This is a genomic window from Microcoleus sp. w2-18bC1 (assembly GCF_036700365.1).
In the GTDB taxonomy this organism is placed as follows: domain Bacteria; phylum Cyanobacteriota; class Cyanobacteriia; order Cyanobacteriales; family Microcoleaceae; genus Microcoleus.
On the sequence record NZ_JAUBOS010000026.1, the window covers coordinates 1 to 26,559 of the forward strand.

Sequence of the window (26,559 nt, forward strand, 5' to 3'; positions counted from 1 at the left end):
AGAATAGTAAGTTTAAGCCAACCCCACATCCGTCCGATAGTCAGAGGAAAAGCCGGAAAAAGCGTAGAGTTTGGAGCCAAACTATCAGCCAGTTGCTTTGAAGGATATATATTTTTAAACAGGATGAGCTGGGATAATTTTAACGAATCAGGAGACTTAAAAGCCCAAGTAGAAGCATATCATAGGTTCACAGGATATTATCCAGAATCAGTTCATGCAGATCGCATTTACCGTACAAGAGAAAACCGAGCATGGTGTAAAAAAAGAGGCATTAGAATTAGTGGGCCACCTCTAGGAAGACCCCCAGCAAATGTGAGTAAAGCAAAAAAGAAGCAAGCTTTAGAAGATGAAAGAATTAGAAATGCAATAGAGGGAAAGTTTGGGCAAGGGAAAAGAAGATTCGGTCTCAATAGAGTTATGGCTAAACTTGATAATACCTCTGGTACAGTTATTGCAATTACTTTTTTGGTAATGAACCTTGCTACCTGGTGGCGCCGGGTTTTTTGTGTGTTTTTCTGTCTATTTGGAAACAGAACACCTGTTTTTAGGTTGAAGATAATCCCCAATTATAATTGGGGGGACTCGCTCCAGAAAAAACTTATCTTTAACTGAGCTTTCAGATATCGTGAGCTCCTGCTCTTGGGTGGCGATCGATTATTCAGCAAACCCTATTTACTTTAGTTGTACGTGAGCATATTTTTGCTAATCTTAATAGTAATGGCATGATCTGGAACGCATAGATAATGTTTTTTGTCAATGCGTAACTCCTAGAGTCATAATAAATTATTTAATATGCTGCGTGATGACACAATCATTCTGCCTATTCAGGACGGCGATGCTTGAGGGGTGAAACCCCTCAAGCATTCGCCAACAGTCTCAAAAAATCCACACTACACTGTGCTAAATTCATTAGAAACTATGAACCCTAGTCTAGGAATAAACATCGCCGGCTACATTAACGGCGAATTTGGTATAGGAGAAGGTGTCAGAGCTAATATCAGGGCTGCAGAAGCCACCGGGATTCCCTTCGCCATAAACAATTTTACCCGCAGTCCTCACCGCAAACAAGACACCACATATCAAAACTTTAGCCAAGACAATCCCCATCCCGTAAACTTAATTCAAGTCAACGCCGATCAAGTTGCAGCCTTTATCAAACATACAGGTTCCACCTATTTTGAAAACAAATACAATATCGGCTTTTGGGCCTGGGAACTTCCCGCATTTCCCCCAGAATGGCAGCCAGCATTTAATCACTTTCACGAAATATGGACTTACAGCAACTATTGCGCCGAGGCAATTTCCGCAGTCTCGCCAATTCCCGTCATCAAAATCATGCCCAGTATTGCTCTTCCCGCACCTTCCCTGAAAAGAGAGGCACTGAATTTACCGAAAAATAAATTTATTTTCTTGTTTGTATTCGATTTTTCCAGCCACATTGAGCGCAAAAATACTTTAGCGACACTTCAAGCATTTCAACAAGCTTTTGGCGAAGATAACCGCCTCTTGTTGATTATCAAATCTTCTAATTCAAACAAACATTTAGAAGAGCAAAAATTATTAAATTCTGCTATCGCTAATTCTTCAAATATCAAACATCTAGACGGGTATTTGTCCAAAAATAAACTTAACGGTTTGCTGTATAATTGCGACTGTTATGTATCCCTGCACCGCTGCGAAGGATTTGGCTTAACAATGGCTGAAGCCATGTTTTACGGGAAACCCGTAATTGCCACCGGCTATTCATCAAATACAGAATTTATGAATGTCGGCAATAGCTATTTAGTCAAGTATAAGTTAATCCCAATTGAGCAAGATTGCGGGCCTTACAAAAAAGGCAATGTTTGGGCCGAAGCGGATGTCGAACACGCTGCTGATTTAATGCGGTACGTCTTTAACAATTACCGGGAAGCTCAACAAATGGGAGCGGTGGCGGCAGAGGAAATTAAGACTTTACTTAACCCGCAAGTTACAGGTAATAAAATTAGCAAACGTCTCGAATATATTGCCGAGATTACCGATAACTTTCAAAGCATACCTCTGTCAGGAACAGCAAAAGCGAAGTCGGCAAAAATTAGGGCTAACTTGCCACCATCACAGCAACAAAGTCAATTAAAAGGAGAACTGCCAAACGAGCAGCCGAAGGTTAGCATTTGCATTCCGACATACAACGGAGAAGCATTTATTGAGGAAGCAATTCAAAGTGCTTTGGCCCAAACATACCCTAACATAGAACTGATCATATCAGATGACGGCTCCACAGACCGCACAATTGCGATCGCCCAATCATTCCAATTACAAACCTCAGTCGATTTCCGGATCATACTGCACCGCAACTACGGTTTATCACAAAACTGGAATTTTTGCATATCTCAAGCAAAAGGTCAATACATTAAGTTTTTGTTTCAAGACGACTTGCTCGCACCAGAATGTATTGAGAAAATGGTCGCCGTCGCCCAACAAAACCCAGAAATAGGTATGGTTTTCTCCCCGCGCGGCATCACCATAGCTGACGATGAATCTAACCCTATTTTGCGCCTAGCTTCCCACTCAATTAAAGACTTGCACAAAAGCTGGTCGAATTTAAAATCTATTCAGCCAGGAAAAGACTTACTCGCAGATACTAAATGCTTGAGCAACCCCATAAACAAAATTGGTGAACCGAGTACCGTGTTAATTGCCGCGCGAGTCTTTGAAGAAATAGGATTATTTGATTCGGGATTATCTCAGTATGTAGACTTAGATATGTGGTGGCGAATCATGGGAAACTATCACATCGGATTTGTAGACGAAAAACTGTCGTCGCTACGGATTCATCCCGAACAACAAACTTGGAAAAACTTCGCTGCCGGGGAAAATCATAAGGATGTAGTCAGATTTTACAAAAAACTACTAAATAGTCCTGATTACAGTTTCCTGGATCAACAAATCAAACAGACAATCCGCCATAAGTTGGCATTGAGAACCCAGCCGAGTTTATCGGAATTGTCACCACTCCTTGATCAATACAATAAATTTCCCTCAAAACAGCCTCTTCTCGCGCTGCGCCCATACCGCCAACAGCTAGCTGAATATTGGCTGAATTTGCCAGCGGAAAAATTAGAAACTGCTTACTCAAAAGACATGGGTAAAGCTCATAAATTGCTACTAGATAGCGCCCTCAAAAATGAAAGTTTAACTGAGTCAGAACAAACTTTTGTCCAGCAGTTATCCTCCAAACTTGCTGAAGAAGGGAAAATTGCCGATAAGATGCAATATCTCCTCGCAGTGATGCTGTACCGCGACGCTTATCAGTTGCCACTTGAGTATAGCAATGCAGTGATTCCCCAGTGGTTTTTTGACGAATTTTTGAGATTTATATTTCATTCTCCCGGTTATTTTCAACAAAACATGGAAGTAGAAAGGTACTCTGAATATTTCCAGCAGTTAATCAAGTACGTCGCTGCTAACATAGCCAGTTTTCCAGATTCAGAAGTTTGGCGTTATGTGGCGGCTTTTATTGCGAAAAATGTTAGCTTGCAATCCTTGTATTTGAGCGAGGTCAATCGGCTCAATATATTTAGTCAGCGAGCTGATATTCTGGAATTTCATTTGAAAAATATCGGCTGTCAAATAGAATGGAATTTTCCTCAGAGAGAGCCTGAAAGAACTAAAATCCGAGTTGGCTTTTTGCTTGATAAAATTAGTGATGAATCCGAGACTCGTGCTGCCATCTCGAGTTTTGAATATTTAGACAGAAGCAAATTTGAAATAATCGTGTACTATTTCCAGGTACAAGACGAGCGACTGAGGAAATATTGCGAAAACTGCGCCGACAAAGTGGTGCAACTGTCAGAAGATTTGCCCAATCAAGTTCGAGAAATGCGATCGCACGATTTAGATATTCTGCTAATCTGCACCAATACTACCGACCATTCTCAACCAAGCGCGCTGCTGTGCCTGCACCGATTAGCGCGGGTGCAAATAGCTACCGGTGCATCAAACCCCGTAACCACCGGAACCCGAAATATCGATTATTTCATTGCTGGAGATTTGACATTGCCCGCAGGTGCAGCAGCAGAGTATCGCGAAAAATTAATTACTTTAAAAGGTTCGGGAGTTTGTTTAAGCTATACTGTAGGATCAGCACTTGGCAAAGTTGAACCGACTCGCAGCAGTTGGGGAGCTACAGACGAATCTGTAGTGTTCATGTCCGGCGCTCAAGCTTTGACAATTATCCCAGAATTGAGAGAAACTTGGGCAAAAATTATTGCTGCTGTACCGAATTCTATTTTAGTTTTGTATCCCTTTAGTTCCGGCCATGAAAACTATCCGACGGTGCCTTTTTACAACCAAATTCGATCGCTGTTTGCCGAATTTGGGATTGACAAAAAGCGCTTAGTTGTGATTAAGGCGCTGCCATCTCGCGCAGATTGCATAAAATGTCTGGAATTGGCTGATATATATTTAGACTCGTATCCATACAGCAGTGGCTGCTCCTTAGCAGAACCCTTGTTGGCCGGATTGCCTCTAGTGGTAAGAAAAGGGCAAACAACTCGATCTCGACAATCAGCCGCCGTGCTCGAAGAACTGCTAATTCCGGAACTGGTAGCAAACAGCGAGAACTCTTATTTAGAGCTGAGCATAGCACTGGGTAGCAACCCAGAACTGCGTCGGCACTACCGTGAGCGAATCCAGCAAAAAATGGCGGCAAACCCTAAATATCTCGACAGTCGCGCTTGCTCGACCCAACTCGAAACACTCTTTGAAAGACTATTCCGAGAGTGAAAGATGAAGGAAGAAGGAAGTTCAGCAACTAAGCAGTGTATGGGATTTAACGGATAGATGTTGAGGGAAGATTTTCCCACTCTCCCCCTCTGGCATCCCGTTACCATTCTGAGACCCGCGGGGAACCCCTCGCTAGGCAGAGCGTCAAGAAATAGACAGCAATAGCGCTAGCCCACTGACGGTCTGCTATCATCGGGGAATCGAGGGGTTAGTGGTTGTCGCTCTTTTCCTGCCACAGCTAAATTAAAAGGGGAAGCGCAAGTCAGTTGGAGAAAAAAAAATGACAGGACTTTTTCAAATAGGCGATAAATTACTGCAAGCTCAGGATATGCCATCGCTCCTGAAGCGGTATCAGTTGATGCCACAATTCTTGCGGGGTGTAATAGTAGACCAAGCGATCGCATCCTTTAGTTGCAGCGACGAAGAACGCCAATCCGCCGTCGAGAACTTTCTGGCACAACACCAACTGACAGCCCCGGAAGCCAAAGAAGCTTGGCTGCGCGGCCAAAATATGACGGAAGAAGAACTTCAAGAGATGGCCGTTAGGCCCTTGCTGATCGAAAAATTTAAGCAAGCCACTTGGAGACCTAAAGTAGATAATTATTTTTTAACCCGCAAAGCCAGCCTAGACCACGTAGTCTATTCCCTGGTACGCACCAAAAATCCAGCACTGGCAAACGAACTTTACTTTCGCATCCTCGAAGGGGAACAAACCTTTGCCGAAGTGGCCCGCGACTATTCCGAAGGGCCGGAGTCCAAGTCAGGCGGCTTGTTGGGCCCAGTACCCCTCAGCCAGCCCCACCCGGCAATCAGCAAACTTTTGTCCGTCAGCCAGCCAAATCAACTCTGGACGCCGCGTCCTCTGGCAGAATGGATGGTAATTATTCGACTAGAAAAGTTCATGCCGGCCCAGCTCGATGAATCGATGCGGCTGCACTTGATTAACGAACTCTTTGAAAGCTGGCTCGCCGAACAGATATCGCAAATAGGCCCGCTACAGCCCCTCTCCTCCGTGTCTTCAATATCATGACAATCCAGCAATTGGGTCAGGGGCCCCCGGATTTATCCGTGGAGACTTGAAAAAGCGTAGCATCCTGACAAAAACCCCCTGGATTAATCTGTTGATTCAATCTAAAATCTAAAATCTAAAATCTAAAATTGGATGACTTCTTCCGCTGTTTCCCTTTCCCAAATTCAGGATTTCCTAGCTCAAACACCTCCCTTTGACCGACTGTCAGAGACGGCTCTGACAGCCTTGGTGGCTAAATGCCAACTCCTCGGCTACCGGACGGGGCAACCCCTGTTTGAACGGGAAAAAATGCCGACTCAAGTGGCAATTATCTATCAAGGCCAGGCCCGGCTGCTGGGCTTTGACCAGCGCTCGCAGCGCCACGTAAGTTTACGCTTGGTGCAGTCCAAGGAAATCCTGGGCTGGGCTGGCTTGCTCAGGGGGGTTCCCTGCGAAACGGCCATCGCCTCTACAGATGTGATCGCGATCGTCCTACCTGCCGAAGAGTTCCTGAGCGTACTGGAAAAACAGCCGACCTTTGGAGAAGCCTTTCGCGAACACTGTTCCTTGAGCGAAGTATTTGAACTGTTGAGCCTGGAATTGCAGCGCCAAGCCGACGGCACTTCCAATCTCAAGGAACTCACCCTGCAAGCTTGGCAAGATGCGACAGTTGTCAACGTACCAAACGGCAACAAAAAAACTCAAGACATCGCCAAAGAGCTAGATGCCGATCGAATTTGGCTCGTCAGCAGTGGCGTCTTGGGCGACTTTCCCACCGGCAGCCGCTTCTCTGTGGAAAACGCAGCCAAATCCTTAAAAGTAGAAGGCCGCCTCGGCGCCCGCTTGGTCGGCTTCCGGGAACCCCCAGAACCCCAACCCGAAACAGACTCATTAAATGGCACGACAGATACAGTAGGCCCAGGGCAGAATCCGCCCAACGAAACATCGATCACGGTTATAGACGCCCCCGATCGTCCCCCAGAACCCGCAAGCGGTCAACCAAAGGATGCCGGGAGATACCCAGTTTTCCGCGCCAAAGGGCAGATTGAGGGCCCGCTTGCTTGCTTCCAGATGTTGAGCAAGTATTTCGGCCTCAAATTTCGTCGAGATATCATCCGCAAAGTTCTAGAAAATCAGTTAAAAACCGCCGGTTCTATCAGTATGCAAGCTTGCGGGGCGATCGCCCAAAGCATCGGCCTCACGCCCCAATTGGCGCAAGTGCCTGCAGAAGCAATCAACCGCATCAAAGCTCCCGTAATGATTAAATGGCAAGATAGCTTTGCCATTATTTACAGCATCACCGAGCAAGAATTGGTGATGGCCACGCCCGAACAGGGGCTGATGCGGAAGCGGATACCTCAGTTTAAAGAAATCTGGGGCGAACAGGGAGAAGTCCTGCTCCTGCAAGCTCCGCAAGTTGAGCAAAAAGAGCAGTTCAGCTTCTGGTGGTTTGTGCCGGCCCTCATGGAACACAAGACAGTGTTTTTTGAGGTGTTGCTTGCTTCGTTTTTTGTACAGTTATTTGGTCTGGCCAACCCATTAATCAGCCAAATAATTATTGATAAAGTCTTAGGTCAGCGTAGCATTGACACCTTAGATATTTTGGGTGCCTTTCTGTTAGGTGTTGCCCTGTTTGAAGGACTGCTCAACGGTTTGCGTACCTTTTTGTTTATAGATACCTCAAACCGCATTGATGTCAAATTGAGTGCAGAAGTCATCGACCACTTACTCCGGCTGCCCCAAAATTACTTTGACAATCGGCGTGTGGGAGATTTGGTCTACAAATTCAGCATGATGGGCCAGATTCGGGAATTCATGACGAGTACAGCTCTGACAGTGGTTCTCGATGCGGTATTTTCGGTGGTTTACGTCGCCGTGATGCTCTCCTACAGCGTGCAGCTAACGTTTGTATCTTTGGCAGTGGTACCGATACTGGGGCTGATGATTATTCTAATCAATCCGCTGGTGCTGCGCCTGATCAAACAAAGAAATATGCGTTTTGCTGACTCTCAATCTTATCTAGTGGAAGTAGTCAGCGGGATTCAAACTGTTAAAGCTCAAAATATTGAATTGAAATCCCGCTGGGAGTGGTCGAGCCGCTACGCAAAATACATTACAGCCAGTTTTAAAACAATTATCACGGGAACTGCGGCCGGTACTATTAGCAGCTTTTTAAACCAGGTGGGTAACTTAGCTCAGTTGTGGGTGGGAGCTTATTTGGTACTGGGAAATGAGATTACTTTGGGTCAGTTGATTGCTTTCCGAATTATTTCCGGGAACGTGACTGGTTCGCTGCTGCGTTTTGTGAGCGTCTGGCAGAGTTTCCAAGAAGTCTCGATGTCGATCGATATGCTTAAGGATGTGGTCGATACGCCGACGGAAACCAGCGATGAAGACCGGAGCAATATCCCGCTGCCGGCAATTCAAGGGCAGGTTACCTATGAGGAGGTTTCCTTCCGATTCCTGGAGAGCGGGGCACTGCAATTGGCTAATGTTAATTTGGAATTTCCCGCTGGCAGTTTTGTGGGAATTGTGGGGGGAAGCGGTTCGGGTAAAAGTACGGCGATGAAGCTGTTACAGCGTCTTTATCCGCCGTTGTCGGGCCGGATTTTTATTGACGGCTATGACATTGCCAAGGTGGAATTATATTCGCTCCGCAGCCAACTTGGGGTGGTGCTGCAAGATACTTTGCTGTTTAACTGTACTGTACAGGAAAATATTGCTCTGAGCAATCCCGATGCGAGTACGGATGAGATTGTGCGAGCTGCAAAATTAGCGGTAGCTCACGATTTTATTATGGGCTTGCCTGCTGGCTACAATACGATAGTCGGAGAGCGGGGTTCGTCGCTTTCTGGGGGTCAAAGGCAGCGTTTGGCGATCGCCCGCACGATTTTGCAAAACCCGAAACTGCTGATTTTGGACGAAGCTACAAGCGCCCTCGACTACCATTCAGAGCGCCAAGTTTGTAATAACTTAGCAGAAGCTTTCGCCGGCCGCACGGTATTTTTCATTACTCACCGCCTGACTACCATCCAAAACGCTGATGTAATTATTATGATGGATCAAGGTTCTGTAGTCGAGCGGGGAACTCATAAAGAATTAATGGCTCTTAAAGGGCGTTACTACTGCCTCTTCCAACAACAAGAGTCATCGAATACCTGATCTCTAACAACTCACAACTGATCACTAACGCTTAACAACTGAGAACTAACAAATGGCTATGAAATCGTTAATACTTTCTGAGCAACCAGTCATTCTCGAAAAACCAGCGATTTGGTCGCACTTGTTTTTGTGGATGATCATGCTGATGACCACTTCGGCTGTAGTTTGGGCTTATTTTGCTAGCGTAGAGCAAGCTGTCCCCGCTGTCGGCCAATTGGAACTCAAAGATGGTGCCAGAGACATCCAAGCACCTGCTACGGGCGCTGTGGTGAGACTTCACGTTGAAAATGGCGATCGCGTGGAAAAAAACCAGCCTCTGCTCACTTTCAACCCCCTTGCACCCAGCGCCGATTTAACATCGATACAGAAAACTAAAGAAGCTCTGGAAAAGGAAAATAAATTTTACGAAGATGTTGTCAACGGCAAAATTCAAGGCGCTGTTCCTTCTAACCTAGAATCAACAATCAAGGACAGACAGAGCCTCACGGCACAAAATCAAGTGCTGCAAGCTTTGATTGACGAACTGTACCTCAATCGGGGAGCTAGCGGAAATTTTGATGCTGCTCAGCAAGGACTTTATGTTAATTATCGATCGGAATTTCTGTCTCGCGTCGCTGCAGCTCAAGGCCAAGTTCAGGAGTTGGAAAAACAACTGAAGCAAGCTCAGGATGCTGAGAAAGCCGCCGGCGATCAAATGATAGTGGCACAGCAACAATTGGGTTTTGCCCAAAACCAATTAAATTATGCTCAGCAGCAGTTAGGTTCTTCGCAAGAGCAAGTAAAATCCGCCCTGGCTCAGAGAGATTTGGCCCAAGAACAGTTAGCGAAATCCCAACAAGTATTGAAGTCGAATCAAAACATTCTAGGCAGACTCGCCCCCCTGGTTGAGGAAGGAGCCATCGCTGAACTGCAAAAAGAACGTCAAGAACAAGATGTTTTCAGAGGCCAAAGCGACGTTCTCAAACAGCAAGATCAAATCAAGCAGCGCGAAGGTGAAATCAACTCTCGCAGGGGCGAAATTAACACGCGCCTTGGTGAAATCAATACGCGCCGAGGCGAAATTAACGCGCGTCAAGGTGACATCCAAAAAATTAGTGCTGACATACAGCGCCAGCAAGGAGAGCAAGCGCGCATTCAGGAGTCCATCGCCCGCGCCCAAGAACAGTTAAAAAACACCAAGGATTCCTGGGCAAAAGAACTTTACAGCAAAATTGCTGAAAACGAGAAACAAATTGCCAGCAGCGATTCTCAGCTAAGCCGCTTCAAAGTGGAAAACCTGAAAAAGTTGTCCGAGGTGAACGCTCAGCTAGAAAAGGCTCAACAAAACCGCGACACTCAAGTGATGAAGGCTCCGGTATCGGGGGTAATCTTTGATTTGAAGCCTTCTACGAAGGAGAAAGCTAAGTTGGATATGGCGAAAGATCCCATATGCCAATCCATTATTAATACGGTGCTGAAACCGGGCGAACCGCGCCCAGCACGCTGCGAAGAAGCTTATTACGAAGCGCAGCAAACTGAAAAGCTGCTCAAAGTTTTGGATGACGACAACGGTCTGCAAGGAGTAGTTTACCTGGAAAACAGCAATGTGGCTCTGGTATTGGATGCTTTGAGACAGAAGCGGGCAAAATTGGAGCAGTATCACGGCAAGCAATTAGACGGAGAAAAGATTGACTGCGAAATAGGTAAAAGTTGCGTTTGTCCAGAGAAGGAAGTTAACAGAGAGAAACTGGGTTTGACGAAATACCAATGCGTGCCTGTGGAAGTGAATGTAGAAGCTTTCCCGGCGATGGAGTTTGGTACTGCTGAGGGTGAAGTGATAGAGATTAGCAGCGATGCTGAGCCTCCTACTGAACTGCGGAAATACTATGCTTTCAAAACCATAATTAAGCTCAAAAATCAGAAGTTTGTTTTGAACAAGGGCAAGGCAAATGAAGTGGAGGTTAACTTGCAGTCGGGAATGTCCGTGAGTTCTAATATCAATATTGGCAAGCGGACTGTTTTGCAGATGTTTATCAACCGATTTACTGGGAAAATGGATACCTTCAAGACTATTAAGTAATTCGGTTAACCGAATTGAACGCGAGGCTTTTAGGCTGTTCGGAAACCCGGTTTCTTGAAGAAACCGGGTTTCTATGTGTTATGTTTTTCAACTTGTTTGTAGTAAGGAATGCAAGTCCCGGCTCAAACTATGAGGAGTGAAGTCTTCACTACAAACTTGATAAAAATTATTTAACAGGGTTTGATATAAAATGGTGATGGCAATCGGTGCGATCGCACTTTCATGAAAAAAATCATCTTATTTACTTTATATCTAATTCCTGTTGTCCTGTTAATCGGATTTGTAGCGAATTTTAGCGTTAACGTTCCCGTTGATGACGAGTGGAGGTTAGCTAGCCTTTTTGAGAAAATAGCTCAGGGAAATGTAACTTTTAACGATTTTTGGGCTTTGCACAGCAACCACCGCATACTTTTTCCGAAAATAATTATTGCGGTGCTGGCTTTTGCTTCCCGATGGAATATTAATTATCAGTTGTGTCTCAGCATAGGTTTGGCTGCGATAACTTTTATTGCTATGTACAAGTTATCCTCGATGCAAGTTAAGAATGTAGGGGATGATTTGTGGCATTTAGCTAATATTTTAACTTGTATTTTGATTTTCTCGCTAGTTCAGCACGAAAACTGGCTTTGGGGATTTCAATTAGCTTGGTTTTTTGTGAATTTATGTTTTGTAGCTGCGGTTTATGCGCTGGTTTCACATCACAAATTATTGCCTAATATTAGAATCTCTATTGCTGCTGTATTCTGCTTTTTTGCGAGTTTTTCGCTCGCTCAAGGCTTGCTGTCTTGGTTGGCGGCGATTCCGGCTGTGGTGGCTTTGGAAAGAAATGCAGCGCAGAAACGAAAAAGACTTATTGTCTGGATGTTGCTCTTTGTGGCAACTTGTGCTGTTTACTCAATAGATTATCATCCGAGTCGGAAAGCAAGTATTATTTCATTGTTGAATAAGCAGTTTGTGGTGATTGATTACTTTTTAAGTTTGCTGGGTTCGCCAATTGTGCGATCGCATGGAATCTCGGCATTGGTAGGATGGCTAATATTTGCAAGCTTTGTATTTTTTGTAGTTTATTTTGGGAAAAAGATTGTATCAAGTTCGGCAGATTCATCTGTGAGTGCTGACTCAGAAAAGCAATTTCAACTCCCGGCGATTCCTTCCTCCCTCGCAATGACAGATAGGAATGATATTGGTGAGAATTATGAGGCTTTACCTTGGCTGTCAATAGGTTTGTTTTCGGTTTTATCGGCTCTGTTTATTACGGCTGGTAGGGCTGAATTTGGGGCAATACAGGCGATCGAATCGTCTAGATATACGACTAATTCAATTTTGCTCTTAATTGCTGTGGTTCAGCTATGGCAATTGTTTGTCCCAGGTAATGATCCCAAAACAAAAGCAACGTTAAAACCTAACTATAAATTTATTTATCGGGTAGTAGCAGGGCTGTTAATTGCTACAATTATTGTTAACTCTCAACTGGCGATCGCCAAAACTAGATCCGCAATTATTTACAAACAAGGCGCTCAAGATTGTTTGCAGTTAATTAACTATCTGGAACCATCTGATTTTTTCAATAATTCACCGGAAAGCTGTGTGAGGGTGCTGAGCAAAAAAACTTGGCTGGTGAGAGAAGGCGCTGCAATTATCGAAAAAATAGGTTGGCTTAAGTTCGCGAAAAATGTAGAGTTTATTTCTAATACGGAGAAAGTTTACGGTTATTTAGACAAACCTCAAACTAGCGATAAATCCTTGACTGTTAAGCAAAATGATGCTGTCAAGGCTGCTGGTTGGGCGGTTTTGCCAGAAAATTTGCAACAGCCACATATTGTACTGCTATCTCTCGGCGAGAAAAAATCTTTTTTTGCTAACGCTTATGTAAATTTGGACAGTCCCGACATTGCTGAGAGTTTAAAATCTGAGTTATACAATAATGCAAGGTGGGCTGTTGATTTGTCGGATAATAATTTGCCGATCGCCCAAACGGAAATTAAAGCTTGGGTGTATAATCCTGTTGACAACAAGTTTGTCCAGTTGCGCGGAGGATGAGGAGTGAAAATTTCTGTGATTATACCAGCCCACAATGAGGAGGGCTGTTTGTACGGTACTGTGCGGGCGCTCGCCCAGACGCTCGATTTAGAAGGCATTCCGCACGAAATTTTGATAGTGAATGACAACAGTGTCGATCGAACTATTGATATTTGCCAGGAGTTGTCAGAGACTTTTCCCACAGTTAGATACATCAACAATCAACCTCCCAACGGTTTCGGATTTGCTGTGCGCCGGGGATTGGCGGAATTTGACGGAGATGCTGCAGCAATTGTGATGGCGGATGCTTCCGACGATCCGATGGATTTGGTAGCAGGATACCGCAAGCTACAAGAAGGATATGATTGCGTTTTTGGTTCCCGCTTTATCAAAGGTGGCTTTGTGGTGGATTATCCACTTCACAAGTTAGCAATTAATCGCTTAGCAAACTGGTTTGTCAAAAGTATTTTCGGCTTGCGGTACAGCGATGTCACCAATGCTTTTAAAATTTACCGAAGAGAAGCAATTGAAGGCGTACAACCGATTTTGAGCCATCATTTTAATTTGACAGTCGAACTGCCTTTAAAAGCAATCGTTCGGGGTTTTTCCTATACGGTGATTCCTCTGAGGTGGTACAACCGGACTGCTGGTATTTCTAAGCTGAAAATCAAAGAGATGGGCAGTCGATATTTGTTTATTGTCTTGTATGTATGGCTGGAAAAACATCTGTCTCGCGGCGACTACCACCGGACTAGAAAGATAGCAAAATTAAAAGTGAATGCCTGAGAGAATTTTAATTGTTGGTGGTGCCGGTTTCATCGGCAGTTGTTTGGCAATTGGCCTGAAGAAACTGCACCCGGAATGGCAAATAATTTGTTTAGATAACCTGCGTCGCCGCGGCTCGGAATTGAATCTGCCTCGGCTTAAAAGTTGCGGGATTCAGTTTGTTTACGGGGATATTCGCACAGCGGCAGATTTAGATCCAGTTGCACTCAATGCTGACTGCATTATAGATTGTGCTGCGGAGCCTTCTGTACTGGCTGGTTTTAGTTCACCTCAGTACGTTTTGCAGACGAATTTACTGGGCACTGTAAATGTTTTGGAGTTGGCGAGACAAACGGGTGCGAGTTTGCTATTTTTGTCTACCAGTCGGGTTTATCCGATCGCCAGTGTCAAATCGGTTAAGCTGTTAGAGTTGCCAAATAGATTTGCGATCGCCCCTGAGCAAACTTTACCCGGTATATCCGAGTTGGGCATATCAGAAGACTTCCCATTAAAAGGACACCGTTCGCTTTACGGAGCAACTAAATTAGCTTCGGAATTGCTGATTGAGGAATACAGGGAATCATACAATGTACCCGCAATTATTAACCGTTGTGGCTTAATTACTGGTGCTTGGCAAATGGGTAAAGTCGATCAGGGAGTTTGCGGTTTGTGGGTGGCGGCCCACTATTTTCAAAAGTCGCTGAGTTATATCGGTTTTGGCGGCAGCGGGAAGCAAGTTAGGGATTTGCTGCACGTTGAAGATTTGTTGAGGTTAGTTAATTATCAATTAGAACATTTTGCTGAATTTGACGGCGAAGTTTTTAATGTTGGCGGCGGTTTGAGCAACAGTCTTTCTTTGTTTGAGACAACTGATTTGTGCCAAAAAATTACCGGGAAATCGATTTCAATTAATCCTGTTTTGGAGGAACGCGCGGGGGATATTCCGATTTTTATTACTGATTCTTCTAGGGTGATGGAGCGCACAGGATGGCGGCCTGTTATTGGGCCGGAAGCGGCTTTGCAGGATATTTATGATTGGATTGCTGCTAATGAGGTGGTTTTAAGTTCGATTTTGTAGGGATTTTTTAACCTCAGATGCAGGGAGATGTGTTGTGCAATTTGGTAATACAACCATTTCTTCTGCGGTAGGGAAACGGCTTTTGGAGTGTCCGGTATTAGGACACGGCATTGCCATTTCCCTACATAAATTTATACATAACCCTATTTTTTAAATCGGACGAGAGCGAATTATATCTCAATTGTTGCCCGATTAAAACATGAGGAATGACCCCTCGCAGATATTGAAGGGGATTCAGCATTCATCCCCAAACTTCTGTCAAATCTAAGACAAACCCAGGCAACACATCTTCACCGGACAAACTAATAGGATTTTCCAAGACTTCTACATCTTGACTTGGCCTGTAAATCTCCACCTTTTTGTTTTTCCGATCTATCAACCAACCCAAACGAGCGCCATTGTTCATATACTCTTTCATCTTGGCTCGCAGCGGTTCCATGTTGTCAGTTTTAGAACGGAGTTCTACCACAAAATCAGGACACAAGGGAATAAAACTTTCTTTTTGTTTTGGGGTGAGCCCATCCCACCTTTCTTGACGCACCCAAGCAGCATCGGGAGAGCGATCGGCTCCATTGGGCAAGTGAAAACCAGTAGAAGAGTCAAATGTCTTTCCCAGTTTAGTTTGGCGGTTCCACAGCCAGAGTTGCCCGTTTAAATCAGAGTTTCTGTATCCTGTTTCGCCTCCGGTTGGTGGATTCACGATTAACTCTCCTTGTGCTGTTCTTTCTAATTGTAATTCTCGGTTGGCGATCGCCAATTCAACGAATTGCTCGCGGGTAACGGTGAGTGTTAGTGTCGGCGGAATATTCACAGCAATGGCGCGGGATGTTTGTGTCATCATTTTTTTCCTACAATTGATGCTTTTTTAGCAAATTTATCCTGATTTTGCCCAGCCCAAACTACAGGAATACTTGCAATTTTTATTATAACAATTGAAATGCTCTAGGGGCGGCGATCGCTTTCCCCGACCATTAATTGTTTGGTTTCGATGCTTTGACAAACATTTGCCCTCCCAAAAACCGCCACAACAAAGGCAATTTTAAGTAAATTTTTAACAGCAAAGGCGAGGCCGGTCTGCCTTTGGTCGAAAATGGTAAAAATCTCGGTATAATTAAGTCGATTTCAAAGCCGACGGTTTGTAAAAGTTCTTGCAGCGATAAGTGGGTAATTGGTAATTGATGGTCGATAAAGTCGTAATACTCTTGGAAAGAATATTTAAAATTTGGTTGGACAACTAAGAGAGAACCCCCTGGCTTAAGCGCCTCAAAGCAAAATAAAATAATTTGGATGAGTTCTTCTTTATTGCGGAGATGTTCAAAAAAGTTAGAGATAAATATACGGTCAAATTGTTCGCCAAAAGCTGGTTGATCATCAAAGCTTAAAACATCAATGTTCAGCACTTTTACATCAGGATTGGCAAATAACTTGGAATCGGGGTTTAGATCAATCAAACATTTTTTTTTAGCCTGAATTTGATTTATAAACTCGCAGTAACCGCCGCCAATATCTAAAACGGTTGATTCTGGAGGAACATAATCTTGTAAAAATTCGTCAATTAAAACTTTCCATAGTGCCACCTTGGCTTGCAGTTGTCGGGAATCAAATCGATTGGCGTACAATTTTTTGAGATATGCGTCGGCTTTCATAGTAAAATAGCAGAGACTGAGTATGAGTTTATCACTTTCACAGCTAACTATGAATGTTATATCTACCGAAATACCGGAAGTTCTGATCATTGAACCGAAAATTTTCGGAGACGATCGCGGTTTCTTTTTTGAGAGTTTCAATCACAAAGCTTTTGTTGAACAAACAGGCGTTACCGCAGAATTTGTTCAAGACAATCATTCCAAATCTTCTAAAAATGTGCTGCGGGGTTTGCACTACCAAATTCAGCAACCTCAAGGCAAATTGCTGCGGGTAGTTGCGGGAGCAATATTTGATGTAGCGGTGGATATTAGAAAAAGTTCGCCGACTTTTGGGCAGTGGGTTGGCTGTTTAGTGAGTGCAGAAAATAAACGGCAATTTTGGGTGCCGGCGGGATTTGCTCACGGTTTTTTAGTGGTTTCCGAGACGGCTGAAGTTTTGTACAAAACTACAGATTATTACGCACCGGCACACGAGCGGTGTATCCTATGGAATGACCCGGATTTGGCGATCGACTGGCCGCTAGATGGTGCCCAACCAATCTTATCAGCTAAAGACCAAGCGGGACAAACGTTGAAAAAAGCTCAAGTGTTTTGATCATGAAAATTTTACTCGCAGGCGGCAGCGGACAGCTAGCTCAAGAATTGCAGCCGATTTTATTATCTGTGGGAGATGTTATTGCGCTCGATCGCACTCGCCTCGACTTATCCCAACCCGAAAGCATCCGTCAAGCAATGGCTGAAATTCAACCGGATTTAGTCATCAATTCGGGTGCTTACACTGCGGTAGACAAAGCCGAAAGTGAGCCAGAATTAGCATATGCAGTCAACGCTATTGCCCCAGGAATTTTTGCCGAAGAATGCGAAAAACAGGGAGCAAGTTTGATTCACTTTTCTACTGATTATGTATTTGATGGCAGCCACGGTTCTGCTTATCTGGAAACAGATTCTACGAATCCACTGGGAACTTACGGCAAGTCGAAATTAGCAGGCGAGGCAGCAATTCTAAAATCGGGAAACCGACATATTATTATTAGAACCGCGTGGGTTTACGGCAACGGTGGCAAAAGTAATTTTGTCAAAACCATGCTGAGGTTGGGAAAGGAAAGGGAAGAAATTCGAGTAGTAGCCGATCAGATCGGAAGTCCTACTTGGACTGGGGATTTAGGTGCGGCGACTTCACAAATTATTCCTCTCCTTGGGCCAGAAACTTTTGGAACATACCAGTACACTAACAGCGGTGTTTGTAGTTGGTACGATTTTGCGATCGCCATTTTTGAGGAAGCAGCACAACTCGGCCTTCCCCTAAAAGTTCAGCGCGTAATACCCATCACCACCGCCGAATATCCAACACCCGCAAAACGTCCGGCTTTTTCTGTCCTCTCTACGGTAAAAATATCAGCACTTCTAGGCACGTATCCTCCCCACTGGCGGCAAGGACTCAGACAAATGCTGGCAAGAGAAGTCAGTCGATTTTAGATTTTAGATTTTAGATTTTAGATTTACTTGCAGCATTGAATCTGGGAGTTTGAACTTTAGTCTAAAATTTAGGGATTCAGGACAATAGGACTTATCCACTGGTGGCCAGAAACCGGGTTTTTTACGAAAATCCTTCGCTGTAGCCTAGAGATTAAATAAAAAACCCGGTTTCTTTGTCGGGAGTGCGTCGCTAAACCTGCCCCATTAATTAAAAATACCCCATGTCTGAATCCATGAAAATCAAGCAACAATATATTTTAATTGCCGCCTCAGTTCTCGGCATCCTAATACCAGCTTCATATATTTTGTACTTGATATCGCAAGCGGGAGACTTGTCTAATTTTGATTATTGGTGGATGACATGGAATTTTTATTCAGTAGACGGTTTTTCTACAAATCCTTTTAATTGGATATTTCGGGCCAACGAGCATTTTGTCTTGATTCCGGCCATTATTTATGGCTTGAATATAGCTGTAACGCAAGGTTCAAATATTGGTTTGTGTTTAGTTGCCTGGTTTTTGGCGTGGATTCAGTGCCACGTATTAATTGCTCTGCTGCCGTTAAAAATGAGGCGTTTTCCGCTGCAATTTATCTCGCTACTCCTTTGCATTTCTATTTTTAATTTTACTCCGGCGGCGGCTCACAATTGGATGCGGGGATTCAGTGGCGTTCACTGGATAATTGCTAATTTATTTGTGATTTGTTCGATATTTTGTTTGCAATCCTATGTGACAGATTTATTAAAGAAAAGGGAGGCAGAGCCTGGTAACGAGTTGGTAGGGGCGGTGCCCCCGTGCCCGCCCCCGCATTTACAAAATAAGTGGGTAATTGGCAGCATTGTTTTTGGCGTTTTAGGCTGTATTAGTTACAGCACTCCTTTAGGTTTGTGGCCGATATTGTGTGCTGCTGCTGTTGTGCTGCGGTTTCCTCGGCGAATAACTTATTTGTATTTCATTGCTTCGATTGCAGTGATTGGGATTTATTTTTTAACTTATAAAACTCCATCTCATCACCCTTCTTTAACAAAAATCAACCCCCTCAAAACTCTCGAATATATTCCCACTTATCTCGGCGGAATATTTAGCGAAAATATTATTGTTGCTTCAATTATTGGTATAATTGGTTTGATTGCAGCGACGGGTTTTGTTGGTTATTGGCTATTTGTAAAAAAGGTCGATCGCCCGGATTGGCTGCCTTGGCTATCAATCCAACTTTACACGCTGCAAACCGCGTTAATGGCCGCGGTTAGCCGATCGGGATTTGGCGTCGAACAAGCCACAGCTTCCCGCTACGCCACACTCCCAGCCTTGTTTTGGATGAGCACAATTGTGCTGACAGTATTGTGGGTGCGCGAGTGGCAGCCAACACCAAGAATCCAAGGGCGTTGGCTGACACCGCTGTTTGCAGTCGCCACAGTCGCGATTATTTTAATGTACGGGGTGGGAGGCGAAACTGCAATGGCGATCGCCCGCAGAGCAACCTATCAACCGTTAGTAGCATTATCACTGCAACTAGGCATCACCGACGTAACCCTAATTAAAGACCGCGTAGGCAACAAACCCGCCGCTTTTGTCGGCTTAATCGACGCCTTAAAAACTAACAACTTAGTACCATTTAACCGAGACATCAAAAAACACAATTTCTGTGCAGCATTAGACACAAAAATCGACGCAAATTTACTGTCAGCACCCAAAGACGGAGTACCCGGATATTTTGATACAGCCACCAAACTTGCACCAACAGCAGCCAGAGTAATTGGCTGGGTAGGAGACCCCGAAAACAATGTAAAATGTATTGCCATTCTCAACCAAGAAAATGTAGTTCGAGGTTTCGCCATGTCAGGATTTCCGCGCCCAGATTTAGTTAAATTGTTTGGCCATTCCTACGAATTTGCAGCTTGGAGAGGATACATTCAAACATCACCAACAGATAAATTATTGACAGCCTATGCCTCCTTTAAAAACCGCAAAGGTTGGGTAGCCTTGCGAAACTCCCAAGTTATCAATAAAAACTAAAAAACTTCTCTTTCGCCTCATCTGCGACCTCTGCGCCCTCTGCGGTTAATAAAAAAATCTCCTTGACAACACAAATTAAATAGAATAGCCCTATGCCAAAACATCTCAGCTTCGTAATCCCAGTTCACAACGAAGAAGCCACCCTCAAATTGCTGTTTGAAAAAATTAAACTTGTCATGTTCCAAACAGAAATTGACAGTTACGAAGTCATTTTCATAGATGACGGTAGCCGCGATTATTCCTGGCAAGAAATCACAGATTTAGCCAGCCAACATCCCAAACTAATTAAAGCGATTAAAATGCGCCGCAACTTTGGCAAATCCGCCGCACTTTCAGCAGGATTTCGCAATGCAGCAGGGATAATTATCTTTACTCTCGATGCTGACCTTCAGGATGATCCCGCTGAAATTCCCAAATTTTTACATCATTTAGAATCTGGATTTGATTTAGTTTCTGGTTGGCGAAAACAGCGAAACGACCCGCTTTCTAAAACTTTACCTTCCAAGCTGTTTAATGCCGTGGCGTGTTTGCTGACTGGGGTGCAAATGCACGATATGAATTGCGGTTTTAAAGCGTATCGTAGGGAAGTTTTGCAGTCGATTAAATTGTACGGAGAATTGCACCGCTACATTCCAGCTTTAGCAAACAATTTAGGGTTTAAAATTGGCGAAGTAGTTGTGGAACATCATCCGCGAAAGCACGGAAAATCTAATTACGGCTGGGAACGTTATGCGCGGGGATTTATTGATTTGTTGACAGTATTAGCCACGACGCACTATTTGCACAAACCAGGTCATTTGTTTGGGGGTTTGGGATTGTGTTTTGGGTTGGTTGGAACTGTTTCGCTGAGTTATTTGATAGTTATTTGGTTTCTGAATTTGGCGGGGATGAATTTTGGGCCGATCGGGAATCGACCTTTGTTATTTTTTGGGATTTTGTGTACAATTCTGTCGGTGCAGTTGATTTCTCTGGGGATTTTAGCTGAGTTGATGGCACGGAATGTGGATGCTGATTATGTGGACAAGCAAATTAGCGAAATTATTGATGATTCAGGTTTTGATATTTAACCGCAGATTAAGGCTGATTAACGCTGATTAACGCTGATAAATCGGCTATTACAATTGCTTCTAGGCAAGCAAAGTCTACCTCTGCTGACTAATCTAAAAGTTAGATGGGGATTTAACAAGTTTTACCAATTACCTATTACCTAATTTTATAGAGTATCCATTTGCCTTGTTTGTCTGCGATTTCCCCTTGAATATTTGGGTGCCAGTCAGTACGAGTCAGGATATAATCTGCCTGATAGTTTCTGGCTACTTTGACTAAATCCGCACTGCTGCGGCGGATAAAAAAGTCATTTCCTCCCCAAATCATTTGCGGGTTTAAGGGGACTCCTAAAACGGTTTCCATGCGATTTTGCCATTCTTTGATGCCTTTTTCGGTAAAGGGGAAGTTCTTGAAGTTGACGACAATCGCTCTTTCGGAGAAAAACTGGAAGTTGGTAACTGAAGGTGGAATTAATACGAGTGAATCGCGGCTGCTAATTTGCGAAAATCGCATAGCTAATTTGCTTAAGTCGTCTCTGGGAACGGCATTGATATTAACTCTTGTTTGAAATACATTTAATAGAGGTTTAGGCAGAATTCCTGCTATTCCAAAAACCAAGGTGGCTGTAGTTATTAAGGCTAATGTGTGAGTTATAGTCTGTTTTATAGATTTAGCAAGGGATGTTTTTTCTAAAATGAATGGGAAGGCGAGAATGGAGAAAAGGACTGGGATGCTAATTATTCGATCGCCCATTATTTCCCATGAATCAGTCACCGGATATATCAAGCTGAAAATTACCGTTCCTGCTGTTAAAATCCACAACAATATATTATCTCGTTTAGTAAATACGTAATTTTTTGTTTGCCAAACTGATAATCCTAAGAAAATGATGCCCCTAAAAGGCAAAGTTAGTACAGCTAACAGCAACAAGCTAATAGCTATTTGTTTTTCTCGGTAAAGTTGCTCGGCCCTCAAAGCAACAGCAATAAATATAATTAATTGAGCGAAAGGTACGGTTCTAGCTAACTGTAGTTTGGCGATAAAAGCTAAAGGATAAACTTCGACAAATACGTAATTTAGAAATAATGCAAAAATTGATGTGCCAACAATTACATAAAAATTAATCTTGTCTTCTTGTGGCAATAAATCGGAATTTTTGATGCACAGCAAGCCACCAATTATGAAACATATAAAGTTGAACCAATTCCCAACATCCCAATTTGACGGGAGGATATGGTGGGGGTTTCGCACTTTCGCGTGAATGTAGACAAACTGGGCGTTGTCGATAGTGTGAGTGCTGGTAGTACCTGTTAATAACATCGGTACGTAAACGATACTTGCCATTGCTGCTAAAAGTGCGATCGCCAAAATCAATGTTTTAAACTTCCGCTGTCTTACAGAGTCAATAACTAAAACGGGAACCATCATCAATCCCGGCAACAAACCCACTAAGAATTGCAGCAAACAACCCAGCCCAAAAAATAAATATCCTGTCAGCCATTTCTGGCGCAAACTAAAGTAAATTCCCCAGATGGCGAAACCCATTGCGAAGGTACTGGGTACTGACTTGGTGGAAAATATCAGCGTGTTACCAACATCTGTAAATGAAGCGGCTATACATAAAAAAGCCATCGCTGCGGCAGGCAGTTTGGAATTAGTATAGATATTGATAATTGCGTAGCAAGCTAGGATAAATGAACCGAAGGATAGGAATTGATAAATAAAATGCGCTAGGGGAATGCTTGTTCCTAAGTTTGCGAGCAAATAAATGATATAGTAATAGTAGTATCTCGGATTGAATTTAACCATTTCCTGAACGTAATAATCATTTTTATACAGTTCAGGATTTAACATAAATTGAATGGGAGGCACTTCTGGGAAGTTGCCTCCAATCGGGAAAAGATAGCCTGTAGCCATCAGGGAACCGATGATGACAAAAGTATACAGAGATAGATTAAAATACCAGTGGGATTTTTGATGTTTTTGCATTGACGGTTCAATTTACCTACTGACAGCCAAATTGTTAATCTCCAGTCGGCATTGGTTTGATAAATCCTGTTTGCTGCTACTCAATACCTCAAGCAGCAGATAAATGGTATTTTTGCCCTCAACTAATAGATTTAAACCGATCGCACTTTTTTGACTATAAGCCATCTCTGCTGAGTCTACTAATTTACCTTCCTTGTCCCACAAAGTCAAGCGCAGGGTAACTCCCGGACATTGTTTGTTAGGTAAATTGAGTTTGCCAGTAACTTTCACTTTGTCTGAGATGGAACCTAAATATAGGAAAGATGTATCGATTTTCTGGCTGTTTTTAATTGGATGAGTTACAATCTTATATAGGTTATCCGATTCTTGACTGACTGAATAATTAGCACTTGTGTAGATTGATTGATGCAAACTAATCCAATCTAACTGCGTGCCTGGTCGATCGACTATTTGCCGCTGCATCGCCTCCAGAGTCCTAACTGCCGTTGCTGTATCAGTCGGCCGAACCCTCCGGTAAACGCTGACAGTCACGCCGTTTTCTAGCTTAAACTGTTCCGGTAGCAATTGGAAATCGCGGGCAATTTCCCAGTTTTGAGTAAAGGCATCGTACACAACTTTAACAACATCTTGTTCGTGCGATCGCAAAACTTGTTCGTCAGTCGGTAACACCTGCTGAAAAGGTGTAGCAACCACCGCATATTGTGACTGCAACAACTCCGGTAGCGGGTAAGTATCGCGCGAGTCAATTTGCGGCCTCCCGATTGTATTTAATTTCCACCAACCCTCCGGCGGGTTTAATTTGCGGTTGGCTTGTCTGAGGATATTAGCATTAAAACTGTTAGAAGCACCGGCAATATAAATTGGTTCTTCATTGGGTGCTAATTTTCGCAGAAACTCTACTAATTTTACAACTTCGTCGTAGTCCGATCGCACTAACGGCGGAAAATTACCCACAAACAGTCTTGGCAAATCAATTTTGAGAGGAATTAACCCGACTGCGGCATTCAAAACCAGGTACAAACCCGCTGCGCCCACCATGAAATACCGGACTTTTCCTTTGAGTGTCAGCCAAGTTGTCCAGAAAAATGTGGATAGTCCCAAAAGTGCGATCGGTGTAAGATGAATTGTATAGTGCAAGTAGCCGTAACGCAACACTAACAGCCATTCAATCAGCGACAAAACCCCAAACAACGAAACAAAAATAGCCGCCGCCGGAACCAGGATTCGAGTCAGAATTCCCGCAGAAAAACCAATCAGTACCAGCAGCCAAGTTCCCAACCCGTAAAAATCCGCATAACGAGTTAAAATATCATTTACAGACAAACTCCAAGCGACATACAAATTGCGGTAGTCAACCGTCAGAGCACTGCGAGTAAAATCTCCCGCTACCAACATTAAAATAGTCAAGCTAGTTGCAGCTATCAAACCTAATTTGATGCCGGATTCAAACAATTTTTTCCAACCTTTGTTTTGAATACTTTGAAATAGCAATCCTAAATGACTTGTGGGATGGGCTTCTAGCCCGTCCCGGCTAAAAGCCTGAACCATGTTGATAACTGCTTTGGGATTGCTATACTGTACAATAAACTCGATGAAAGCCTGTAAACTCGCTGCACCAAAAAATGCGATCGCACTATAAGCAAAATGGCGCCGCAACAGAATAGCCGCCGCCAGCAAAAACCCAATTAACGGGATTTTCCACCAAGATTTCAGCTTAACATCCTGCAAATAAACCAAAATTGCCAAGGCTACAAAAACACACCCGCCAGTATCCAGATATCCCCGCAGAGTCGGTATCCAACTCATAGGAATTAATAAACTCAGCAGCACAGTTGACCAAAACACCCGGCGGGAATAAACTGGAATTAGCTTTACAGAAATTGCCCCCACCAACAGGCGAAACGGCAGCACATAAATTAGGGATACGCTGAGAATGTAACTCAGCCGAGACTCGCCAAATAAGAGAATAAACGGCACTAACGGCAGAGAAATTAACAGGTTTTTTTCCTTAGATAGCGATTCTATAACTCCGCGCCATGCTTTATCTGGCGAGTCTCGAAATAAATTTGCCGTGTTGACTGTAGCGGTATTGTATCCCGCGTAATCCCACCAATAAAAAGTATGTTCGCTGGATACATAGATTGATGTTACTGTAACTGTTATAAGAACAAGTAAAAACAGGAAAAAACCATCAATTATAAATTTACGAGGCAATTTAAAAGAAACAACATCAAATAATCCCATCAGTCTAGCAACCCTAAATAACTTCTAAACTTCCTCTTTCCCTCTTCCTTCGCGCCCTTTGCGCCTTCGCGGTTCGTTAACTTACTTTAAAACACTACCTTGCAAAAAAACCTCCAACTTTTCTGCATATTGCCGATTTGCGATCGCACTTGGATGAAGGTCATGAGGTAAATTATTATTGGCAGGTATTTTCAAATCAACCGAAATATCCGCCGTAGCAATTCCTTCCTGACTTAACTCCTTCAACATTTTAGCAGAACCCGCATTAATTCCTGCCACAACTAACTTAACACCATTAGCCTCAGCCACACGGTTGAATTCTTCAATAATTACCTTAGAAACCTCATGGCTTCTATACAATCCCTCTTCAAATTGATTGTAATTAACCTCCAAAAAATGGCTTAATGCAGAAACCCGCATCAGGGGGAACTCGCGATATTCAAGTTTTGCCATGCTGTAGGTAAAATTATTTTCTCCATTCAGCCTAGCATCGGGCTGAAATAGAATACCGAGTTTATTCCAAGCAGCCATTTGCTTTCTTCTCGCCCTTAATAAAGTATTGCGACGGTCATGAAATCCCGCATAAGCAATCACCGCAATTTCGGGTTTATTTCCTTGTTTGAGTGCTTCTTTGAATTGAATAAACGAGTGAAGCGTGCCGTAGCCGTTAACGCCAAAATTAACTATTTCATATTTGGGTAATTTCTCTTGCAGCAACCAAGCATAAGTTTCGCTGTCATTCAATGACCAACCGTAGGTAAAAGAACAGCCCAATATCCAAATTTCAGGTTTCTTTGAGGATGGATTATAAGTATTGAGTGGATGTGTAATTCTTAAACTATTATTGAGGTGAGTCGCATTAAATGAGTAATTGCCATTAAGTGTCACCTTGAATTTACCGGGCAAATGCTTGTAGCCTAGTTCCGAGTCTTTGGTAAAAAAGTTACCTTTTGGTTCGACCGCAACATCAACATTTTCGATTTGCCAGGGTTTGTATCCCGCAACTCGCAAGACCATTTCAGCCGTGGTGGTGGATAAAAAAATTGGAAAAATTAGATATGTTATTAATCTGAAAGCAACATTTTTAGCAAAGTCTTTTTCGCTCATTAACATAATATGAAACGTCAGCCAAAGTATACTAAACTGCCATGCCAGTATTATCTAGTTCATGGATCTAATTTAATTAGATTGAGCGCACCAATATCAGCAACGGGCAAGATGCCCGTTCCACAAGAAAATCTACTTTTTGTGGAACGGGCATCTTGCATGTTAAGCGAGAATAG

At 43.4% G+C, this 26,559-nt stretch carries 17 protein-coding genes; 12 read left to right on the forward strand and 5 right to left on the reverse strand.

Annotated elements, in window-relative coordinates; translation table 11 throughout:
- The 8 genes from QT979_RS15345 to QT979_RS15380 form a co-directional block, all read left to right on the forward strand.
- Nucleotides 1-612, forward strand: a 612-nt coding sequence (locus QT979_RS15345; protein WP_333310867.1) for a transposase, incomplete at its 5' end; no start/stop codon positions are given.
- A 306-nt stretch (nucleotides 613-918) separates the two neighbouring features.
- Nucleotides 919-4,767 (forward strand): glycosyltransferase, encoded by a 3,849-nt coding sequence (locus QT979_RS15350; protein ID WP_333310869.1) that lies wholly within the window; start codon nucleotides 919-921, stop codon nucleotides 4,765-4,767.
- A 280-nt stretch (nucleotides 4,768-5,047) separates the two neighbouring features.
- A complete protein-coding gene (locus QT979_RS15355) occupies nucleotides 5,048-5,797 on the forward strand; it encodes a peptidylprolyl isomerase (RefSeq protein WP_333034840.1) in 750 nt (249 codons plus the stop codon).
- A gap of 132 nt (nucleotides 5,798-5,929) precedes the next feature.
- Nucleotides 5,930-8,938 (forward strand): peptidase domain-containing ABC transporter, encoded by a 3,009-nt coding sequence (locus QT979_RS15360; protein ID WP_333310871.1) that lies wholly within the window; start codon nucleotides 5,930-5,932, stop codon nucleotides 8,936-8,938.
- 52 nt (nucleotides 8,939-8,990) lie between these two features.
- Entirely contained in the window at nucleotides 8,991-10,997 is a 2,007-nt protein-coding gene (locus tag QT979_RS15365) for a chromosome partitioning protein ParA (protein WP_333310873.1), read from the forward strand.
- Nucleotides 10,998-11,219: 222 nt separating this feature from the next.
- Nucleotides 11,220-13,037 (forward strand): hypothetical protein, encoded by a 1,818-nt coding sequence (locus QT979_RS15370; RefSeq protein WP_333310874.1) that lies wholly within the window; start codon nucleotides 11,220-11,222, stop codon nucleotides 13,035-13,037.
- A gap of 3 nt (nucleotides 13,038-13,040) precedes the next feature.
- The gene (locus QT979_RS15375; RefSeq protein ID WP_333213920.1) at nucleotides 13,041-13,802 is read left to right on the forward strand and encodes a glycosyltransferase family 2 protein; all 762 of its coding nucleotides are present in this window, start codon (nucleotides 13,041-13,043) and stop codon (nucleotides 13,800-13,802) included.
- Entirely contained in the window at nucleotides 13,795-14,859 is a 1,065-nt protein-coding gene (locus QT979_RS15380; RefSeq protein WP_333310876.1) for an NAD-dependent epimerase/dehydratase family protein, read from the forward strand. The genes QT979_RS15375 and QT979_RS15380 overlap by 8 nt, the downstream gene beginning before the upstream one ends.
- A 241-nt stretch (nucleotides 14,860-15,100) precedes the next feature.
- Here QT979_RS15380 and QT979_RS15385 read toward each other — a convergent pair whose 3' ends face one another.
- Both QT979_RS15385 and QT979_RS15390 read right to left on the reverse strand, forming a co-directional pair.
- Complete coding sequence (locus tag QT979_RS15385) at nucleotides 15,101-15,700, reverse strand: Uma2 family endonuclease (RefSeq protein ID WP_333310878.1); 600 nt, start codon at nucleotides 15,698-15,700, stop codon at nucleotides 15,101-15,103.
- A 130-nt stretch (nucleotides 15,701-15,830) separates the two neighbouring features.
- Nucleotides 15,831-16,505, reverse strand: a complete 675-nt coding sequence (locus tag QT979_RS15390) for a methyltransferase domain-containing protein (RefSeq protein WP_333213926.1) — start codon at nucleotides 16,503-16,505, stop codon at nucleotides 15,831-15,833.
- A 49-nt stretch (nucleotides 16,506-16,554) separates the two neighbouring features.
- Between QT979_RS15390 and rfbC the strand changes: the two genes are divergently transcribed.
- The 4 genes from rfbC (at nucleotide 16,555) to QT979_RS15410 (ending at nucleotide 21,063) form a co-directional block, all read left to right on the forward strand.
- Nucleotides 16,555-17,100 carry a dTDP-4-dehydrorhamnose 3,5-epimerase gene (rfbC, locus tag QT979_RS15395; protein ID WP_333213928.1) on the forward strand — a complete coding sequence of 182 codons (546 nt, stop codon included), beginning with the start codon at nucleotides 16,555-16,557 and terminating at the stop codon, nucleotides 17,098-17,100.
- A gap of 2 nt (nucleotides 17,101-17,102) precedes the next feature.
- Nucleotides 17,103-17,981, forward strand: a complete 879-nt coding sequence (gene rfbD, locus QT979_RS15400; RefSeq protein WP_333310880.1) for a dTDP-4-dehydrorhamnose reductase — start codon at nucleotides 17,103-17,105, stop codon at nucleotides 17,979-17,981.
- 221 nt (nucleotides 17,982-18,202) lie between these two features.
- Complete coding sequence (locus QT979_RS15405) at nucleotides 18,203-19,996, forward strand: hypothetical protein (RefSeq protein WP_333310882.1); 1,794 nt, start codon at nucleotides 18,203-18,205, stop codon at nucleotides 19,994-19,996.
- A 92-nt stretch (nucleotides 19,997-20,088) separates the two neighbouring features.
- A complete protein-coding gene (locus tag QT979_RS15410; RefSeq protein ID WP_333310884.1) occupies nucleotides 20,089-21,063 on the forward strand; it encodes a glycosyltransferase family 2 protein in 975 nt (324 codons plus the stop codon).
- Between the two features lie 136 nt (nucleotides 21,064-21,199).
- On the opposite strand, the gene QT979_RS15415 is transcribed toward QT979_RS15410, so the two are convergent.
- The 3 genes from QT979_RS15415 to QT979_RS15425 form a co-directional block, all read right to left on the reverse strand.
- A complete protein-coding gene (locus QT979_RS15415) occupies nucleotides 21,200-23,032 on the reverse strand; it encodes a DUF6798 domain-containing protein (protein WP_333310886.1) in 1,833 nt (610 codons plus the stop codon).
- Between the two features lie 12 nt (nucleotides 23,033-23,044).
- Nucleotides 23,045-25,276, reverse strand: coding sequence for a hypothetical protein (locus QT979_RS15420; protein WP_333310888.1), 2,232 nt, complete (start codon nucleotides 25,274-25,276; stop codon nucleotides 23,045-23,047).
- A gap of 81 nt (nucleotides 25,277-25,357) precedes the next feature.
- The gene (locus QT979_RS15425) at nucleotides 25,358-26,383 is read right to left on the reverse strand and encodes an SGNH/GDSL hydrolase family protein (protein WP_333213940.1); all 1,026 of its coding nucleotides are present in this window, start codon (nucleotides 26,381-26,383) and stop codon (nucleotides 25,358-25,360) included.
- Nucleotides 26,384-26,559 lie beyond the last annotated feature (176 nt).

What these genes read in the sequence shown, in the direction of transcription:
- rfbC (WP_333213928.1), top strand. Translation starts at nt 16,555, where the DNA reads ATGAATGTTATATCTACCGAAATACCGGAAGTTCTGATCATTGAACCG.
- QT979_RS15360 (WP_333310871.1), top strand. Translation starts at nt 5,930, where the DNA reads ATGACTTCTTCCGCTGTTTCCCTTTCCCAAATTCAGGATTTCCTAGCT.
- QT979_RS15350 (WP_333310869.1), top strand. Translation starts at nt 919, where the DNA reads ATGAACCCTAGTCTAGGAATAAACATCGCCGGCTACATTAACGGCGAA.
- QT979_RS15355 (WP_333034840.1), top strand. Translation starts at nt 5,048, where the DNA reads ATGACAGGACTTTTTCAAATAGGCGATAAATTACTGCAAGCTCAGGAT.
- QT979_RS15370 (WP_333310874.1), top strand. Translation starts at nt 11,220, where the DNA reads ATGAAAAAAATCATCTTATTTACTTTATATCTAATTCCTGTTGTCCTG.
- QT979_RS15365 (WP_333310873.1), top strand. Translation starts at nt 8,991, where the DNA reads ATGGCTATGAAATCGTTAATACTTTCTGAGCAACCAGTCATTCTCGAA.
- QT979_RS15385 (WP_333310878.1), bottom strand. Translation starts at nt 15,700, where the DNA reads ATGATGACACAAACATCCCGCGCCATTGCTGTGAATATTCCGCCGACA.
- QT979_RS15415 (WP_333310886.1), bottom strand. Translation starts at nt 23,032, where the DNA reads ATGCAAAAACATCAAAAATCCCACTGGTATTTTAATCTATCTCTGTAT.
- QT979_RS15405 (WP_333310882.1), top strand. Translation starts at nt 18,203, where the DNA reads ATGTCTGAATCCATGAAAATCAAGCAACAATATATTTTAATTGCCGCC.
- rfbD (WP_333310880.1), top strand. Translation starts at nt 17,103, where the DNA reads ATGAAAATTTTACTCGCAGGCGGCAGCGGACAGCTAGCTCAAGAATTG.
- QT979_RS15410 (WP_333310884.1), top strand. Translation starts at nt 20,089, where the DNA reads ATGCCAAAACATCTCAGCTTCGTAATCCCAGTTCACAACGAAGAAGCC.
- QT979_RS15380 (WP_333310876.1), top strand. Translation starts at nt 13,795, where the DNA reads ATGCCTGAGAGAATTTTAATTGTTGGTGGTGCCGGTTTCATCGGCAGT.
- QT979_RS15420 (WP_333310888.1), bottom strand. Translation starts at nt 25,276, where the DNA reads ATGGGATTATTTGATGTTGTTTCTTTTAAATTGCCTCGTAAATTTATA.
- QT979_RS15390 (WP_333213926.1), bottom strand. Translation starts at nt 16,505, where the DNA reads ATGAAAGCCGACGCATATCTCAAAAAATTGTACGCCAATCGATTTGAT.
- QT979_RS15425 (WP_333213940.1), bottom strand. Translation starts at nt 26,383, where the DNA reads ATGAGCGAAAAAGACTTTGCTAAAAATGTTGCTTTCAGATTAATAACA.